A 17,745-nucleotide genomic window follows, 5' to 3' on the forward strand; every position below is an offset into this window, starting at 1 on the left:
GCCCGGACCAGCTGCCGCAGGCACAGCCCCAGCTCCAGGGCGGTGGACGCCACCGCCCCGGCCACATAGCCCCTCATCCCCACCCCGGGCAGGGGGACCAGGGCCAGGGTAAAGGCCAGCTGGACCGCGCCCCCCAGCAGGGAGATGGCGGCCACCGCCCGCTGGCGGCCCACCCCGTTGAGGGCGGCGCACAGCACCGAGCAGTAGCAGCTCATAGCCATGACGCAGGCCAGGGGAATCAGGTGCTCCCCCACCCCCTCCTGGTGGAACATGGCCCGCCCCAGGTCGGGGCCCACCACCACCATCAGGGCCATGCAGGGCAGGGTGAGCAGGGCCACCGCCGAGATAGCCTGAGAGGCCAGGCGGCGCACCTCTCCCGGGCGGTTCAGAGCGCAGGCCCGGGACAGCCGGGGCACCAGCACCAGATTCAGCGCCCCCAGGAACACGATGGGCAGGGACAGCATGGGCATGGTCATCCCGCACACCACCCCGAACTGGGACACGGCGGCGGAGCGGTCCAGCCCCCCCTCCACTAATTTTTGGGGGATGAGGGCGGAGTTGGCCGCCCCCATCAGGTTGCCCAGCAGGGCGTTCAGCCCCACCGGCAGGGCGATGGAAAAGATCCGCCGGCGGCGGACCCTCCCCGTCTCCTCCCGGCCGGTGAGGGTGGACCGGCCCATTCGCCGGCGGTAGAGGGCCACCAGAGTGCAGGAGGAGAACACCTCGCAGATGACCATCCCAGCCACGATCAGGCCCACCACCCGCTCCGGATACTGGGGCAGAAAGAGGAGCAGCAGGGCGATCACTGCGGCGGTGCGGACGAACTGCTCCAGCAGCTCCACGACAGCGGGGGGCCGGACCACGCCGGAGCCGTAAAAAAAGTGTTTGTGGATGTTTTCCACCCCGGTGAGGGCTGCGCAGGGCACCAGCAGAACCAGACCCAGCTGGGTCCGGGCGTCCCCCAGGAGATAGACGGAGATGGCGTCGGAGCCCAAAATTACCACCGTCCCCACCGGAAGGAGCAGGAGGAAAAACAGCCTCAGGCAGGTGCGGACCGTCTGGTCCGCCGCCCGGCGGCTGCCCAGAGCCAGGTGCTGGGAGGTGAGGTTGGAGCAGGCCGAGGTCACCCCCACGGCGGTGAGGGACATAATCACCGAGTATACCGGCATGACCAGCTGGTACAGGCCCATGACCTCCGCCCCCACCAGCCGGGAAAGCACCACCCGGTAGAAGAACCCCAGCACCTGGGAGACGGCGCTCAGGGCGGTAAGGAAGATGGCCCCCTTCCCCGCGGACAGCATTTTTTCAGACAAGACAATCCCCCTCCCCTCGTCGAAGCAAAGTCCGCTCCATTCGGGACGCCTTAGCGGGCATCCCTCATTGCGCTCCCTTGCTCCTCCTCTCCAAATCGAACCCGCTTCGCTGGGCTTCGATTTGGTATAGGCGCAGACCTGGAGGCCGCATTGGTAAATACTATTCAGGGGGAGAAGAATTTATCCGTTGTTAAGAGTGTTTCGCTGTTCTGTCTATGTCCAAAGCTCCTTATGCCTGAGGATGCCGGGATATTTTTCCGTTTGGCTGTCGTGGAAGAGGTACAGCAGGGCTCTCACGGCAAAGGAGCGGGCGTAGTCCAAATCAATGCCGTTTACAATTTTTTTGGACAGCATGATATTACTGAGCTCATCCACCCACCGGTTGATTTTGGGCGGCAGTTTGCCATAGCAGAAATCATTAAAGAATGAGAGCGGGGCCTGATACCCAAAATCGTTTTTTCGGTTCTTCATATCGGAGGTCTCATACTCCGCCGCGAGGCGGTCAACGGTGCGGTACAGCTCAAAGATTTCGGGCTGCGTCAATTCGGGCAGATGTTCATCCAGGTAGGCCCTGGTGATCCTGGCGTCTTTCCAGTCCTTGTCCAGCCAGCCCTGCTGTTTTTCATAGGAGAGGCTGATCTCCGGAAGGTGTCCGTCATACCAGGCGCCCAGCTCCGCCAGGCCCTTTTGTAAACTGTCCCTCTCGTTATCCGTGTCGAACCACGGGGAGCAGACAGTGTATTTTTCCGAAATGCGGTTTAATCTGCTATAGCCTGAGTAATTTGATACCTTACCAGTACACATCGCCACGCTCCAGTCGTACATGAGGTAGCTGACATAGACGTCGTTGACCCGCAGGTGGATCTGGTCATTCCAGAACCCCCGCTCTATCCGCAGATGCTGGACGCCGCCTGCCTCACTTCTTCGGGCGAAGGGGTAGTAGGGGGCGGTGCTCCCGTCCCGTAGGACAAAGTAACACGCCTTGTCGTATTCTTTGGGCGGGAAGATGGACTGAAAACCAGTAAACTGCTTTTCGCCAAATTCGATGATTTCTTTTTTGCAGGTGATGCAGCGTTTCATCATGACCCCTCCATATCATAGCGGCTGACTTTATTTTATCACGCGCATATGCCTGTTTCAATCCCTGTTTTGCAGGGAGCGTTTTCTCTGAGAATAGTTGAAGAAGAAGCGGCGATATGATAAGATAAACCATACCCAAGCTACATTTAGGAGAATAGGAGTGTCCAAAATGCTGAAGCACTATGAGGAAAATTTTGCGGAGATGACGCCTCAGGAGAAGGAAAACTTTTTGGGGCGCTTCAGCTGCCTCTCGCTGACATCAGACTACATCAACGACCTGTTTGCCCTGATTGTCTACACCAGGGCTCTGAACACCCAGCGTACCGATTCCACCCCGGAGGTTCTTCCCCTCGCCTTCGACCTGCTGTGGGACGCCATGGCATCGGGGGAGACGGTAATCACCGAGGAGCTGCGGCAGTTTGAGGAATGCCTCCAGGCGGCGGCCTGCATGATTGTAAACTGTGACGACAGCTATATGGACACACCGGAGAAGGAGGACTTTTACCACAAATATTTTGACGATTGGGACCATCGAAGCTGCAACAGCGGCTTTTTGGAGATGTTCGGCCATTTGTTTTTTGACATCGTAGAGGAGAACGGGGAATCGCCCGACCGGGTGGGGGAGCTGCTGGAATGCTGGGCGGACTCCTATATCGCGGAGGAGCTGGGCATGGACGAGAGCGCCCCGCTGAACGGTTTCCAGTGGGACAAGCGGAGGGCGGACGTCCACGCTTCCCCCATATTCTGCGATATCATCGCCCGCTTACAGGAGGACATGCGGGAGGCTATGTCCGGAAAGCCGGCCGGTGAACTGCGGGAGCGGTATCAGACCCTGGGGCTGTTTTCTGAGGAGGAGTTGAGGCAGTTCAGAGCCTGAAAACAAAAAGCCGCCTTGACAAAGTATCAGGGCGGTGAGGAAGATGGCCCCCCTCCTGACACTCTATTCGGGAGGGAGGACGCTTATCCATGAAATAATCAGTACGGCTTATGACTGGACCGGCTGCATCCCAAGCGCGGCGAGCTGGGTCAGAACCGCTTCAGGGATGTCGCTGACCATGCCGCCGCTCAATTTGAATACAGCTCTTGCCCATGTCTGACCAGGAAGAGAGTCTCTAACAAAGGTGCCCCGCAGAACAAGGATTTTGTCGCCGCTGGCAAGGCCGTCACATAATGTGCTTTTGCCCTCTGTGTTGCTCAAACGGATCGGACCATGTTCGTCCACCAACATACAGAACCCGTTGTCCGTCCTCAAAAAACGCCCGACAGAAAGGGTCAGGGAGTTTGCCTTCAGATACCAGAGGAACGCGCCACAGAGAAGAAGCACTCCAGCGATTGCGCAGATCGGTATCAGCCATTTTTTCTGTTTCATATGAGCCTCCTTCTATGGTTTTAGAGCCGGAAGGACAAAAAGCAGCCTTGACAAAGTATCAGGGCAGTAGTATAGTAAGCATACAAGGTGCTGTCCGCAAGACGGTTCAGCCCGAATGGTAAAGGTTTAAACGAAAACCGTCACCGTACCGGGGTGGCGGTTTTCAGCGTTTAATACGTATCGTTACGGTAAGACCGAAGATATGAAACGTAACCGTAACCGGCATACGCTCACCCCCTTTCGGGTGGTGTAGCTGAACCGCCTCGCCTGTGTTGGACAGCACCTGCGTACAATGTACCATGCTTCCGATGTTCCGTCAAGAAAATGTTCCTTTGTTTCCCTTGCCCTTTTGAAGACTATCCGCTATAATGGGAGCACCACTTAAAAATAAGGAGGAATTTTCCTATGTTTGTCACGCTGGAGAAGAAGGGCCCTGTGGGCATCGTCACCATGAACCGGCCCGAGGCGCTGAACGCCTTGGACAAGCAGGTGCTGGAGGATCTGAACACTGTGCTGGACCAGGTGGAGGCCGATCCTGAGATTCTGGTGGCCGTGGTCACCGGGGCGGGGCGGTCCTTCGTGGCCGGGGCGGACATCGGCCAGATGTCCAATTTCACCGCCGTGGAGGGCAAGGCCTTCGGGGCCTACGGCAACGGCGTGTTCCTGAAGCTGGAGAACCTGACCAAGCCCACTGTCGCCGCCGTCAACGGTTTCGCTCTGGGGGGCGGCTGTGAGCTGTCCATGGCCTGCGATATCCGTATCGCCAGCGAGAAGGCCAAGTTTGGCCAGCCCGAGGTGGGCCTGGGCATCACCCCCGGCTTCGGCGGCACCCAGCGCCTGGCCCGGATCGTGGGGGTATCCAACGCCATGGAGCTCATCCTCACCGCCAAGGTCATCAAGGCGGAGGAGGCCCAGCGCATCGGTCTTGTCAGCCACGTCTATCCCGCCGAGGAGCTGATGGACAAGGCGCTGGAGCTGGCCAACGCCATCGCCGCCAACGCTCAGGTAGCGGTGCGGCAGTCCAAGGCGGCCATCCGCCGGGGAATGCAGACCGACATGACCACCGGCGCCGCCTTCGAGGCTGAGGCCTTCGGCCTGTGCTTCGCCACCGAGGACCAGAAGGACGCCATGAAGGCCTTTGTCAACAAGGAGAAGGTCACCGCCTTTAAAAACCGCTGAGCGGGGAAGAATTTGGCGAAGGGGCTTGTCTCCGGAAGAAATTTCTGATATAGTGGGGCTTGTTTGAAAAATGTCAATACGCCCAAGTGGTGGTCTTTTTTCGCCATACTGCCCCAATTTTTCTTGAAATACATCCAGTATTCCTGCGAAAAATTGTGTTTGTCTGGCGAAAAAATTCCTCACCACTGTGCATATTTCCATTTTTCAAACAGCGCCTAAGCCGCCGGCGGGCTTTTTGGCCTGTTCGGCGGTTTCCTTGTGCACAAACATAAAATGAGGTGTTTTTTACGAGCATTTCGGTTTTGCTGTCCAATCTGACAGGGCTGTTCCTGCTGATTGGGGTGGGCTTTGCGGCGGCGCGGACGGGACTGATCCCTGCCGGGGCGTCCAAGCCTCTGAGCGCCCTGCTGATGAAGGTGGCGGTCCCCGCCACTGTATTCTGCTCCATGCTTCGGCCCTACGACCCCGGCTTCTTAAAGCTGGGGGGCTCCATGCTCCTGCTGGGGGTGACGATGCTCCCCGCCTTTACGGTGCTGTCCCTGGCACTGGCCAGAGTTCTCCGGGTGCCCCAGGGGCGGCGGGGGATGTGGAGCTGCTGCGCCACCTTCGGCAATAACGGCTTCATGGGCTTCCCCGTGGCGCTGGCCCTCTTCGGGGAGGAGGGGCTGAGCCTGACGGTGATTCTGTCTGTCCCATTCAGCTGTCTGCTGTTCAGCGTGGGGGCCAAGCTGATCTGCATGGACCGGCCGGCGGACAGCGCCGCCGCCCCCATCTCCTGGGGCCAGGCGATTTTCAGCGGCGTCAACCTGGCGATGGCGCTGGGGCTGGCGGCCTACTTCACCCGGATTCAGATTCCCCAGGCTATTCTGAGCCCGCTGGAATATCTGGCGGGCATGACCACCCCCCTGTCCATGATTGTCAGCGGCATTAGCTTGTCGCAGGGCAGGCTGTCTGAGGTGGTCCGGGACCGGGATGCCCTCACCGCCTCCGGCTTCCGGTTGCTGGTCTATCCCCTGGCTGCCTGGTGTGTCCTGAAGCTGATTCCCGGCCTGGACAGCCTGGTCTTTGGGGCCTTCCTGATTAATCTGGCTATGCCCACCGCTGCGGTGACCACCTTTATCGCGGAGGAGCACGACGGCTGCACCCAGCTGTCCGCCCGGACAGTGTTTCTGTCCAGCCTGCTGTGCATCATCACCCTCCCCCTTATCTCCCTGCTGCTGTAAAAAGAGACCTGCGGCATTGAACGCAATGCGTCCAATGCCGCAGGTCTTTCCATTTTTTATAGATGGTTCAGCTCCCGCCAGCCCGTCAGACCGTAGGCGGACTCCGCCGACTGGACGGCCCTCACAATGGCGCGCTCCATAGCCCGGGCGGCCATCGTGCCGACTACGTTTACGTCGCCGGGCAGGTCCCCCAGGGACAGGGCGTAGACGCTGTCCCCGTCGGCGGTGGTGTGGACGGGCCGGATGGCCCGGGCATAGCCGTTATGGGTCATCCCCGCCACCTTGGTGAGATGGGTCTTGTCCAGCCTGGCATTGGTGACCACCACCCCCAGGGTGGTGTTGCTTGTGGGCAGGCGGCCGACCAGCTCCACATCCCGGAACAGCTCCTCCAGGGTGGAGGTGACGCCGGTTTTCTCCTCGTTGAGCAGTCCGGCGATCTGGACTCCGTCGGGGCCGCAGACGTCCCCCAGAGCGTTTACCGCCACCAGGGCCCCCACCTTGATAACCCCGACCTGAAAGGCGTAGGCGCCAAAGCCGGACTTCATGGCGCGCTCCATACCCCGGTACTTGCCCACCGAGCAGCCGGTGCCCGCCCCCGCGTTGCCCTGGGCGGGCGCGTCATAGCTGGCATTTTCGCAGGCGGCGTAGGCCATCGCCCCATCGGGGCGGACGTCCTTCCGGCCCACCCCCAGGTCGAAGAGGCAGGACTGGCTCACCAGGGGGACCTTGGCTACCCCGGTGTCAAAGCCGATGTTCCGCTCCTCCAGATACCTCTGCACCCCTCCGGCGGCGTCCAGGCCGAAGGCGCTGCCACCGGACAGGAGGACGGCGTTGACCCCCATGGCGTCCATGGTGGGGTTCAGAATCTGGGACTCCCGGGAGGCGGGGCCGCCTCCCCGGACGTCCAGCCCGGCGGGGGACATGCGGTCGCAGAGGATCACTGTGCAGCCGGTGGCGGCCTCAAGGTCCTGGGCGTGGCCCACCCGGAAGCCCCCCACCTCCATAATTCCGATCTCTTTCATGCGGCGGAACGCACCTCGTTTCTGTGTACTGTTTTTTCCAGGGCCTTGCACACGGCGGCGCCCAGCACCAGGCAGGTGGCCGCCTCGGCCAGGCCGTTAACGGCCACCATGCCCATCATAAAGATCAACAGGCTGGCTCCGCCGCCGCCGGTGTAGCCATAGGTGGAGACAGAGACGTTGAGCCAGGTGTCGTGAAAGATTATCCAGTTGCCCACGATGTAAAGCAGGGTGTTCAGCGCCGGGGTGAGGAAGCAGCACAGCGCCAGCCCGGGATTGCGCAGGCGGCTGGAGTGTCTGAACGCCAGATAGAGCAGTCCGGGAACGACACCTACCAGCACGCGGTTGACGACGCAGCAGAAAAAGGTGCCCAGGGGGCTCTCCTGGAGGAAGATGACCCCCAGAGGGCTGGCCCCGAAGCACTGGGCAAAGCTGGTCAGGCCGAACACCAGCCCCAGGAAGGCGCCCGCCTTGGGGCCCAGCACAATGGAGCCAACAGCCACCGGGACCACGATGAAGGTGATCTCCACACCCCAGGGGGTCTTGAGATAGCCCAGCGGGGTATAGGCCATAATCAGCACAATCGCCGTCAAAAGGGACAGCTCCGCCAGATAGCGCACATCGGTCTTTTTTTTCATATTCAATTACCTCCTGCTGCCGCTCCGCCCTTGGCGGATGCAGCGCATATTTGGGGCTCGGGCCGGACAGGGCCTCCGCCCAGCGACAGTATAGCCCATCTCCGGCCAAATTACAAGCATAAAAACGGAGCCCGGAAAAATCCGGGCTCCGCGGATGGGTCAGATGGGGGTGAGCTTACTTCAGCTCCACCTTGCCGCCGGCCTCTTCCAGCTTCTTCTTCAGCTCCTCGGCCTCGTCCTTGGACACGGCCTCCTTCAGGGTCTTGGGAGCGCCCTCGACAGCGGCCTTGGCCTCGGCCAGGCCCAGCCCGGTGATCTCGCGGACGGCCTTGATGACCTTGATCTTGGCGGCGGCGTCGAAGCCGGCCAGGACCACGTCAAAGTCGGTCTTCTCCACGGCGGCCTCAGTGGCCCCGCCGCCGGCGGCGGGAGCGGCCATAGCGGCGGCGGACACGCCGAACTCCTCCTCCAGAGCCTTAACCAGCTCGGACAGCTCCAGAACGGTCAGGGCCTTGACTTCCTCGATGAGGGCAGTAATCTTCTCACTAGCCATGATAAATGAACCTCCTAAATGTGTAATATTTAAATTTAAATTGTCTCCCCCTGGGAGCGGAACTGCCGCTTACTCGGCGGCGGGGGCCTGGGCGGGCTCGCCGTCCTTCTCGGCGATGGCCTTCAGGACGATGGCCAGGCTGGTAATGGGGGCCAGCATCATGCCCAGAGCCTGGGCCTGGAGCACGTCCTTGGAGGGCAGCTCGGCCAGAGCCATAATCTCCTCCAGGGAGATCACCTTGCCGTCCATAAAGCCGCCCTTGATGTTGAACTTACCCTCGCCCAGCTGCTTGGCGTACTTGTTGACCACGCGCATGGGGGCGATGGGGTCGCCGGCGCTGGTAGCCAGAGACGTGGTGCCGCTGAGCACACCGTCCAGCTCCTTCAGACCGGCGTCGTCCAGGGCGAAGCGGACCAGGGTGTTCTTCACCACGGCGTACTGCACATCGTTCTGGCGCAGCTCGGCGCGCAGGGCGGTGTCCTCGGCCACGGTGATGCCCTTGTAGTCCACCAGAACGCCGCTGGAGGCATTCTTCAGCTGCTCCTCCAGGGCGGCCACGATGGCTTTCTTCTCGGAAAGGACCTTTGCGTTAGGCATTTTCGGTTTCACCTCCAGATATTGGTTGCGCGAAACAAAAAACCTCCCGCCGTAAAGACAGGAGGACAGTACCGTCAAAGTGGTTATCCTTTGAAAGCACTCTCGGCAGGAATTACGCCCGGCTGGGCCCCTGCTGTCTTTGAACGCAACGAGTATTATATGAGACTGGCCCCGGTTTGTCAAGGGGGATACCGGAAAAAATATGGATTTTTTCCGATATCCCCGATTTTGCTACGGCTCCGGCGGGGCGAAGGTAATCACCAGGTCCCCGGGGGTCTCGTAGTGGTAGACCTGCCCGATTTTTTCGCCGTTGTCCCCGTCCCAGAGCCAGCCGCCGTCCTGGTTATAGGGGGGGAGGACCGCCTCCGCCGCGCGGCCGGCCAGGGCCTCCTCCAGGATTTCGGTCCGTTCAAGCTCGGTGCGGTGGATGGGGAGAAAGACGGAGAAGGTCACTCCCAGCACCGCCGCCGCCAGAGCCGCCGGGACCACTCCGGCGATCAGGGGGGACAGGCGGTCGGGCTCCAGGGCGTGGAGGATACACCCCGCCGCCGCCAGCAGGAGCATGTAGGGGAAGAACAGGCACCGTGGTCCGATGGGGTTGACAAAGAGCAGCGGTCCCGCCGCCACCCCGGCGCTGAACAGGAAAAACAGGGTCCGGGCCCGGCTGGTCCGGTCGGGCAGCCGGAGGACCAGGGTCAGAGTCAAAAGCAGGGCCCACAGGCAGGCACAGAGGAAGAGGCGGGACTCTCCCACGGCCAGCCAGATACAGCACAGGGTCAGCGCCCCATCCAGCAGCCGGTGGGGCCAGCCCCTGTGTCCCACCCCCAGGACCAGGGTCAGGGCGGTGAGAGAGATGTAGAGCACCGGGCAGTCCAGAATCAGATATTGGGACACCACCGGCAGGTTGTTCCGGGCAGTGACGATCAGCCCCGCCAGCCCGCCGGACAGGCCGGACTGGTAGTAGGAGCCGTCCCCGGAGACCAGCCGGTAGGAGGGGGAGGCGAAGAGCAGTGCCGCACCCAGTACGCAGCCCAGCAGAAGGAGCAGCAGGGAGGGGGACCACCGTCTCCGCTCCAGCCGGTACCAGACCAGCAGGACCAGGGCGGCACAGATGGCGTACAGGGCATTGTGCTCGGCGGACAGCTCCTGGAGAAACCCCAGGAGGAACAGCGCGGCCCAGCGGGGGGGAGTTTCCTCCAGCTCGCCGCCGTCCAGGATGGGCCGGACCAGGGCCAGACTGGTCAGGAACAGCACCGCAGGGGGGACAAAGACAAAAAAGCCGGCGGCCCAGGCGTGGGTCTGGGCGAAGATGTCCCGAGGGAGGGCCAGCACCGCCGCCGTCCACAGCAGCAGCCCCTGCGAGCCGTCCACCTGAGTGACTCGGGCCAGCAGAGCGATGAGGGCCAGGGTGAAGGCGGTCTGATACAGCTGCCGCAGCAGGGGCCGGCTGCCGGCGGAAAAGGCGAAGAGGTTGGACAAAATGCGGCTGTTGGTGGTGGACCAGCGGAAGGCGATCTCCCGGATCAGGTCCATCGGGTTGTGGAGGGAGGCGCCCAGAACCTCTCGATACCAGTCGTCCCCCGTCAAGGGGTACAGTCGGCACAGCAGAAGCAGGACCAGGAACAGCCCTGCCAGGCACAGCCGGCGGCCCGCCCGATTCCGCCTGTCTTGAAGTACTGTCATCAAAATTCCTCCTTATGGAAAGGACTCCCCGCTGCTTTGCGGGGAGTCCTCTTGAAAATGCGCAAAAGTCTTACATCAGCTTGACAGTGAAGTATACAAACAGGGCAAAGAGCCAGGCCACCATGACAAAAATCAGATAGAAGGCGGCAGTGATGCCCAGAACCATGGCCGCGATGACCGCCGCCAAGCTGGCCGCGCAGGTGACCACCGGTACCGTGTAGTTGGTCTTCTGGGGCAGGAAGCGGATGGGATCGCTGCCGGGCCAGAGCCCGTCGGTCTTCTTCAGCCAGACTACCCCTCCAGTGACCACCGCGATGGCGATCAGCAGCAGGATGGTCTCCAGCCCGTAGGCGGCGCCGTAGCGCACGAACCACAGGGCCAGCACCGACATGCCGCAGGCGGCGGCGGACAGGAAGAACTCCCGCTGATAGATATAGTATACCAGCGCCAGCACCGCCCAGGCCACCACCAGCCAGTAGAGCATCGAGACGCCCGCGCCCTGGAACTTGATGGTCACATGGGCGCAGATAGCCACCGCCGCCAGAGCGAAGGCCAGGATCAGGGGCAGGGCAAATTTTTTCTTCTCCTTCAACTGCCAGCCGGTCCAGGCCAGGGCCAGCACGGCGGCTATGGGGGCGGCGATGCGCAGGAAGCCCAGGATGCTGCTCAGGGTCAGGGCGATGTTAACCTCAGACTCGACGGTGTGGTAGTTGATATAGTAGCGGTTGACAAGCACCAGCAGAGCTTCCAGTACGGCCGCCCCCGCCACCCACAGCAGTCCTCGCTGCAGCGCGATGTCCTCCTGACGGCGGCGATCTTCTCTCTGTTTCTTATCCATGCCTATTCATTCTCCTTGCTGTGGGCGGCTGCGCCCAAATAGAGTAGTTTCGATATGTCCGTATATCCAGACAATTTATTATTGTACCAGATGAGTGTTTTTTTTGCAAGACTTAAAACGGGAAAAGTATCCAAAAATATAAAATAGCGGAAATATGATGAAAAAGCAGAGAAAACGGGCGAAAACGGAGGTTTTTGCGGGATAAATCTTTTGCGGAGCTCTGCCGCCAGGGGCGGAGGGGCACGGAAGAGGCCCGTCCGCCATAAGCTGGGAAAGAGGACTGCGGTCCTCTGAACGGAAAGGATGGGGCAAATGGACCCTCTCTTTAAGCGTATGCTCAAGCTCATGACTGTTAAGAGCATTGTTACCCTGATCCTCACCTTGGTGTTCGCCATTCTGGCCCTCCGGGGAGGCATTGATCAGGACTTTATGACCATCTATGCGGTTATTATCTCATTCTATTTCGGCACCCAGAGCCAGGAGGGGAAGGCTGCCGGGGAAGGAGGCGTAAAATGAGGCTGCGCCAGCAATTTTTGACCCGGAACGACTGCTATAAGGCACAGCGGACCATCACGGTCAAGGGGGTGATGGTTCACTCCACCGGGGCGGATAACCCCCGGGTGTGCCGCTACGTGCCGGGGGACCAGGAGCTGGGAACCAATACCTTGGGGAACCACTGGGACCGGCCCGGCCTGACCAAGTGCGTCCACGCCTTTGTGGGGAAATTCGCCGATGGGGAGGTGGGCGCCGTCCAGACCCTGCCCTGGGAGCACCGGGGCTGGCACGCCGGCGGGGCGGCCAACAACACCCACATCGGCTTTGAGATCTGTGAGGACGGCCTCACCGACCCGGTCTACTTCGGGAAGGTCTATCAGGAGGCGGCGGAGCTGACCGCCATGCTGTGCAGGCAGTACGGCCTGGACCCCCTGGCCGAAGGGGTGGTTCTCTGCCATCAGGAGGGCTATCAGAGGGGTGTGGCCTCCAACCATGCCGACGTGCTCCACTGGTTTCCAAAGATGGGGAAATCCATGGACGATTTCCGGGCCGACGTGGCCCGGCTGCTGGAGGAGGACTCCGGCGGCGGAGAGGGAGGTGAGGAGGACGTGACCTATGAGCAGTGGAAGGCGTTTATGCTCCGCTACCGCCAGGAGCTGGCCGCCCAGGAGGGGCCGGAGTACGGCAGGGAGGAGCTGGCCGAGGCGGTGGAGCGGGATATCACCGACGGTTCCCGGCCCGAGGACCTGGCTACCCGCCAGGAGGTAATCTCCATGGTGGTCCGGGCGCTGGACGAGGACGAGAAAGCCAAATAAGCTGTGCCGGGCCCGCCCCTCTCCGGAGGGGCGGGCTTTTGCTCCCTGGTTGACGAAAGGGCCGGAGGCTGATATACTGCTCTCACGAAAGGAGGGGATCGATATGCCCTTTGACCGCGATCTGTTTCTCCCCGTGACCCGGGAGGACATGGCCCGCCGGGGGTGGGATGATTACGACTTCCTGCTGATCACCGGGGACGCCTATGTGGACCACCCCTCCTTCGGCCCGGCTATCATCGGGCGGATTCTGGAGGCCGGGGGCTACCGGGTGGCCGTTTTGGCCCAGCCGGACTGGCACAGCGCGGAGGCCTTCCGGTCACTGGGCTGGCCCCGGCTGGGGGTGCTCATCGGGCGGGGAACATCGATTCCATGGTGGCTCACTACACCGCCGCCAAAAAGCGCCGCCACGACGACGCCTACTCTCCCGGGCGGAGAACCGGCCTGCGCCCCGACCGGGCCACGATTGTCTACGCCAACCGGGCGCGGGAGGCCTTTCCCGATATCCCTATCATCATAGGAGGACTGGAAGCCAGTCTCCGCCGCTTCGCCCACTATGACTACTGGGAGGACAAGGTGCGCCGCTCGATCCTCTTCGACGCCCAGGCGGACCTCCTCACCTACGGCATGGGGGAGACCGCTACCTTAGAAATTGCCGCCCGGCTGGCATCGGGCACGCCGGTGGGGGAGATTACCGATGTGCGGGGCACCTGTGTCATCGGAAGGCATCCCGGTGTCTGCGCCTACCCCCGGGTGGAGGTGCCCTCCTTCGAGGAGGTGTCCGCCTCGAAGGAGGCCTACGCCAGGGCCGGCATGGCGGAGTACCAGGAGCACGACGCCGTGTCCGGCAGAGCCATTGTCCAGAGGCACGGCAGTCAGCTCCTGATCGTCAATCCCCCCGCCTTCCCCCTGACCACGGTGGAGCTGGACCGGGTGGCCGAGCTGCCCTACGTCCGGGAGCCCCACCCCATGTATGACGAGCTGGGGGGCGTGCCCGCCATAGAGGAGGTCCGCTTCTCTGTGACCCACAACCGGGGCTGCTTCGGGGCCTGCAATTTCTGCTCCCTGGCCTTCCACCAGGGCCGGACAGTCACCTCCCGGAGCCACGAATCGGTCATCCGGGAGGTGAGGATGCTCACAGAGCACCCTGGCTTCAAGGGCTACATCCACGACGTGGGCGGGCCCTCCGCCACCTTCCGCCGGCCCTCCTGCCAAAAGCAGCTGAAAAGCGGCATGTGCCGGAATCGGGCCTGTCTGGCCCCGGAGCCCTGTCCCAACCTGGACGCCGACCACACCGACTACATGATGCTGCTGCGCAGGCTGCGGGAGATCCCCAAGGTGAAAAAGGTGTTTATCCGCTCCGGGATACGTTTCGACTATCTGATGAAGGACCCCAGCGGGGAGTTTTTCACCGACCTGGTCCAGCACCACATCTCCGGTCAGCTGAAGGTGGCTCCGGAGCACTGCGTGGCCCACACCCTGGACTATATGGGAAAGCCGCACATCGAGGCCTACGAGAGGTTCAAGGAGAAGTACTTCAAGCTCAACCGCCGCTACGGCAGGGACCAGTATCTGGTGCCCTACCTGATCTCCTCCCACCCGGGCTGCACCCTGGCCGACGCCGTCCGGCTGGCCGAGTGGCTGAACCGTCAGGGCCACATGCCCGAGCAGGTCCAGGACTTCTACCCCACCCCCGGCACCCTGGCCACCTGCATGTGGTACACCGGCATCGACCCCCGGACCATGGAGCCGGTGTTTGTCCCCAAAACGCCCCACGACAAGGCCCTCCAGCGGGCCCTGATGCAGTGGCGCAAGCCCCAGAACCGGAAGCTGGTGCTGGAGGCCCTCCATAAGACCGGCCGGGAGGAGCTGATCGGCTATGGCAAGCACTGCCTGGTGAAGCCGGACAGAGGCGGGGCGTCTGCAGGGCGCGGCGGCCCCGGCGCGCCGTCCTCCGGAAACCGGCCCGCAGGGGGCAAAAAGCCCCGCGCCGACACTCGCACCCGTGTGGAGAAAAAGGAGACCTCCGCCCGCCCCGCCAAAAAAGCGGGCTGGGCCAAGGCAAAGCCAAAAAAGAAACGGTAAGAATTGACACAGTCCGACCAACCGTATTATAATAAAAACGCCCGCCAGCCAGGCGGGACGAAGGTGCGCTGTCATAACGGTAGACGGTTAGTCCCCCGACAGGGGGCGCTTCTGCCCCCTGATTTTGTGAAAGGGGGGCTGCCCAGTGAGTACATCTGAGGTATTGCAATTATGCCTTGTCATCATTGGCATTTGCGGCCTGTTCATCCAGGGTAAAAAGAAGTAACCGCCAAATCTGTCCCCACAGCCGGCGGTTGCTTCTTGCAACTAATTTAGGGGACTAGCCGTTTATCGACAGCGCCCTTCTGTATTTATTATACCAGACCGGCCGGGGTTGTCAAGGAGAAAAAGGGCGGGACGGGCGTGGCGCCCGTCCCGTTTCGGTTAATATCGGACCGCGCTGGAGTCGGGCTCCCAGCTGGAGGTGCCGGAGTAGGCGCCGTTCCCCGTGCCGGTGATATCCCGGGCGGCGTCGCCGATGCCCCGGCCGATGTCGCCGATGGCGTCGCCGGCGTCCCGGACGATGTCCCGGGCGTCACGGGTCAGGTCCCGCTCCATCCCGGTGCCGTTGGGGCCGTAGACCTGGCCGTTGGGGCCGGCGGCGTAGTAGCCGTCGTCAAAATAGGTCCGGTCGCTGTTGTAGCGGCGGCTTACCTGACCGGCGGAGGCGCCGGAGCCAGTGGTGCCGCTGCCGCCGGAGCCGGTGGTGCCGTTGAGGCTGTTGGAGCCGTTGCCGGAGGCGGAGTTATTGCCGGTGCTGCCGGTATTTTTATCTGTGCCGCAGGCCGCCAGCGATCCCACCAGCGCGAGAGCCAGGACCAGCGCGAGCGCGCTTTTCTTCATTGCAGTATCCTCCCACGTCGTTTTTTGGAGGTCCCATCCGCGCTTTAGTATGGCCTGATTTTCCGCCGTCAGTCCGGGAATGGCCGGAGGAATTGGATTTTTTGACCGCTTTTGACAGGAAAGTCTTTGGAGGGTCTATGCTTTTTTGGAAAAACTTCGCTGATTTCTCTTGCAATTATAAAAATGTTGTGGTATAGTATATCCAAGAAAGTGGGTAGTGAGTAAGAGTGGGGTTGAGACTCCGCTCTTTTTAATTGAAAAAACGGGATGACCCCCGGTTTTCAGGAGGTTTTCACATGGCAAAGGTGACCGACACGGTGGCTGCCCTGGCCCTTCCCGTGGTGGAGGGGGCGGGCTGTGCCCTGTGGGACGTGGAATATGTAAAAGAAGCGGGGCAGTGGTTCCTCCGGGTCTATATCGACCGGGAGGGGGGCGTGTCCATCGACGACTGCGAGGCGGTCTCCCGCCCCCTGTCCGACCTTCTGGACGAGGCCGACCCCATCGAGGGCAGCTACACCTTTGAGGTCTCCTCCGCCGGAGCCGACCGGGCGCTGAAAAAGCCGGAGCACTTCGCCCGCTTTTTAGGCGAGGAGGTGGAGGTGAAGCTCTACCGTCCCCGGGAGGGCCGGAAGGAATTTGTGGGGCGCCTGAAGGGCTTTGAGGACGGGGCCGTCACCCTGGACATGGACGGGCAGGAGACCCTTTTTACCAAACAGGAGATCGCGCTGGTACGGCTGTACCTGCGGGTCTGACTTTAGGAGGAAAGCACCGTGGCTAAGAGAGTGACCAAGAAGAATGTCAACAGCAATGAGATGGACGGCAAGGAGTTTTTCGAGGCCATCCACCAGATTGAGCAGGAGAAGGGCATCAAGCCCGGCTATATCATGGAGAAGGTGACCCAGGCCCTGCTGTCGGCCTACCGGAAGGACCACGAGGGGGTGGGAGACAACCTGGTCATCGAGGCGGACGAGGCCTCCTCCTCTGTCCGGCTGTTCCTGAAAAAGGAGATCGTGGAGGAGGTAGACAACCCCGCCATCGAGATCAGCCTGGAGGAGGCCCGCCGTTCCCTGCCCCAGGCCGAGCTGGGGGACACGGTGCGCATTGAGGTGAAGGCCCGCTCCTTTGGCCGCATCGCCGCCCAGACCGCCCGTCAGGTGATTATCCAGGGCATCCGGGAGGCGGAGCAGGGGATGATCTACGACGAGTTCTGCACCAAGGAGCACGAGCTGCTCACAGGAACGGTCACCCGCATCGACCCCCGGAACGGGGCGGTTTCCCTGCGGCTGCACTCGGGCTCGGAGTTTACCGACGCCTACCTGCCCGTGGGCGAGCAGGTCAAGGGCGAGCGCTATGTGGAGAATCAGCGGCTGAAGGTCTATGTGGTGGAGGTCCGCCAGGCCACCAAGGGCCCCCAGGTTCTCATCTCCAGGACCCACCCGGGGCTGGTGAAGCGGCTGTTTGAGCTGGAGGTCCCCGAGGTCTACGACGGCACGGTGGAGATCAAGTCGGTGGCCCGGGAGGCGGGCTCCCGCACCAAGCTGGCCGTCTGGTCCCCCGACCCCAACGTGGACCCCATCGGCGCCTGCGTGGGTCCCCGGGGCCAGCGGGTAAATACCATCGTGGAGGAGCTCAAGGGGGAGAAGATCGACATTATCAAGTGGTCCGAGGACCCGGCGGAGTATATCGCCGCCGCCCTGTCCCCCGCCGACGTGATCTCGGTGGAGGAGCTGCCCGCCGTCGGCGACATCAGGAGTTGCCGGGTGGTGGTCCCCGACGACCAGCTGTCCCTGGCTATCGGCAAGGAGGGGCAGAACGCCCGGCTGGCCGCCAAGCTCACCGGCTATAAGATCGACATCAAGCCCGCCTCCGCACCCCTGGAGCCCATTGAGGAGCTGGCCGCTCAGGCGGAGGCAGAGGCCGCTGAGGAGGCCCTGGAGGCCGCCATGGCTGAGGCGGAGGAGAACGGAGAGATCCCCGAGAGCGTGGAGGAGTGACCGCGTAGGGGCGCACATTGTGCG

General features: G+C 62.0%; 17 protein-coding genes, 1 pseudogene and 1 other annotated feature. Of the genes and pseudogenes, 8 read left to right on the forward strand and 10 right to left on the reverse strand.

What is annotated here, in order from left to right; genetic code table 11:
• Both D1641_RS13220 and D1641_RS13225 read right to left on the reverse strand, forming a co-directional pair.
• Positions 1-1,313, reverse strand: a 1,313-nt coding sequence (locus D1641_RS13220) for an oligosaccharide flippase family protein (RefSeq protein ID WP_243149392.1), incomplete at its 3' end; no start/stop codon positions are given.
• Positions 1,314-1,526: 213 nt separating this feature from the next.
• Positions 1,527-2,396, reverse strand: coding sequence for a hypothetical protein (locus D1641_RS13225; RefSeq protein WP_160666464.1), 870 nt, complete (start codon positions 2,394-2,396; stop codon positions 1,527-1,529).
• A 166-nt stretch (positions 2,397-2,562) separates the two neighbouring features.
• Between D1641_RS13225 and D1641_RS13230 the strand changes: the two genes are divergently transcribed.
• Positions 2,563-3,270, forward strand: coding sequence for a hypothetical protein (locus D1641_RS13230; RefSeq protein ID WP_160666466.1), 708 nt, complete (start codon positions 2,563-2,565; stop codon positions 3,268-3,270).
• A gap of 108 nt (positions 3,271-3,378) precedes the next feature.
• Here the strand turns inward: D1641_RS13230 and D1641_RS13235 are convergent, their stop codons facing one another.
• Positions 3,379-3,762: a hypothetical protein gene (locus D1641_RS13235; RefSeq protein ID WP_160666468.1), complete on the reverse strand. Its 384-nt coding sequence runs from the start codon at positions 3,760-3,762 to the stop codon at positions 3,379-3,381.
• Between the two features lie 405 nt (positions 3,763-4,167).
• Between D1641_RS13235 and D1641_RS13240 the strand changes: the two genes are divergently transcribed.
• Together D1641_RS13240 and D1641_RS13245 are read left to right on the forward strand one after the other, a co-directional pair.
• Complete coding sequence (locus D1641_RS13240) at positions 4,168-4,941, forward strand: enoyl-CoA hydratase-related protein (protein WP_160666470.1); 774 nt, start codon at positions 4,168-4,170, stop codon at positions 4,939-4,941.
• A gap of 302 nt (positions 4,942-5,243) precedes the next feature.
• Positions 5,244-6,164: an AEC family transporter gene (locus tag D1641_RS13245; protein WP_160666472.1), complete on the forward strand. Its 921-nt coding sequence runs from the start codon at positions 5,244-5,246 to the stop codon at positions 6,162-6,164.
• Between the two features lie 56 nt (positions 6,165-6,220).
• On the opposite strand, the gene D1641_RS13250 is transcribed toward D1641_RS13245, so the two are convergent.
• The 6 genes from D1641_RS13250 to D1641_RS13275 form a co-directional block, all read right to left on the reverse strand.
• A complete protein-coding gene (locus tag D1641_RS13250; protein WP_160666474.1) occupies positions 6,221-7,186 on the reverse strand; it encodes a P1 family peptidase in 966 nt (321 codons plus the stop codon).
• On the reverse strand, positions 7,183-7,821 hold the full coding sequence (locus D1641_RS13255) for an ECF transporter S component (RefSeq protein WP_160666476.1): 639 nt from the start codon (positions 7,819-7,821) through the stop codon (positions 7,183-7,185). Before D1641_RS13255 ends, D1641_RS13250 begins: the two co-directional genes overlap by 4 nt.
• Positions 7,822-7,996: 175 nt before the next feature.
• Entirely contained in the window at positions 7,997-8,374 is a 378-nt protein-coding gene (rplL, locus tag D1641_RS13260; protein ID WP_160666478.1) for a 50S ribosomal protein L7/L12, read from the reverse strand.
• Positions 8,375-8,443: 69 nt separating this feature from the next.
• Entirely contained in the window at positions 8,444-8,971 is a 528-nt protein-coding gene (gene rplJ / locus D1641_RS13265; RefSeq protein ID WP_160666480.1) for a 50S ribosomal protein L10, read from the reverse strand.
• A 26-nt stretch (positions 8,972-8,997) separates the two neighbouring features.
• Positions 8,998-9,132: a sequence feature (ribosomal protein L10 leader region), on the reverse strand.
• A gap of 70 nt (positions 9,133-9,202) precedes the next feature.
• The gene (locus tag D1641_RS13270; protein ID WP_160666482.1) at positions 9,203-10,654 is read right to left on the reverse strand and encodes a DUF6056 family protein; all 1,452 of its coding nucleotides are present in this window, start codon (positions 10,652-10,654) and stop codon (positions 9,203-9,205) included.
• Positions 10,655-10,724: 70 nt separating this feature from the next.
• A complete protein-coding gene (locus tag D1641_RS13275; protein WP_160666484.1) occupies positions 10,725-11,492 on the reverse strand; it encodes a hypothetical protein in 768 nt (255 codons plus the stop codon).
• Positions 11,493-11,804: 312 nt separating this feature from the next.
• Between D1641_RS13275 and D1641_RS13280 the strand changes: the two genes are divergently transcribed.
• The 3 genes and pseudogenes from D1641_RS13280 to D1641_RS13290 all read left to right on the forward strand — a co-directional run bounded on the left by D1641_RS13280 (position 11,805) and on the right by D1641_RS13290 (position 14,884).
• Positions 11,805-12,008 (forward strand): hypothetical protein, encoded by a 204-nt coding sequence (locus tag D1641_RS13280; protein WP_160666486.1) that lies wholly within the window; start codon positions 11,805-11,807, stop codon positions 12,006-12,008.
• Positions 12,005-12,802 (forward strand): peptidoglycan recognition family protein, encoded by a 798-nt coding sequence (locus D1641_RS13285; RefSeq protein WP_160666488.1) that lies wholly within the window; start codon positions 12,005-12,007, stop codon positions 12,800-12,802. The genes D1641_RS13280 and D1641_RS13285 overlap by 4 nt, the downstream gene beginning before the upstream one ends.
• Positions 12,803-12,950: 148 nt before the next feature.
• Positions 12,951-14,884: pseudogene (locus D1641_RS13290) on the forward strand (YgiQ family radical SAM protein).
• A 384-nt stretch (positions 14,885-15,268) separates the two neighbouring features.
• On the opposite strand, the gene D1641_RS13295 reads toward D1641_RS13290, so the two are convergent.
• Entirely contained in the window at positions 15,269-15,727 is a 459-nt protein-coding gene (locus D1641_RS13295) for a hypothetical protein (RefSeq protein ID WP_160666490.1), read from the reverse strand.
• 296 nt (positions 15,728-16,023) lie between these two features.
• Here D1641_RS13295 and rimP point away from each other — a divergent pair, with 296 nt between their 5' ends.
• Together rimP and nusA are read left to right on the forward strand one after the other, a co-directional pair.
• A complete protein-coding gene (gene rimP / locus D1641_RS13300; RefSeq protein WP_160666492.1) occupies positions 16,024-16,479 on the forward strand; it encodes a ribosome maturation factor RimP in 456 nt (151 codons plus the stop codon).
• A 60-nt stretch (positions 16,480-16,539) separates the two neighbouring features.
• Positions 16,540-17,721, forward strand: a complete 1,182-nt coding sequence (gene nusA, locus D1641_RS13305) for a transcription termination factor NusA (RefSeq protein ID WP_160666526.1) — start codon at positions 16,540-16,542, stop codon at positions 17,719-17,721.
• Positions 17,722-17,745 lie beyond the last annotated feature (24 nt).

Origin of the sequence: Colidextribacter sp. OB.20 (assembly GCF_009911595.1) — a bacterium.
Classification (GTDB): domain Bacteria; phylum Bacillota; class Clostridia; order Oscillospirales; family Oscillospiraceae; genus Lawsonibacter.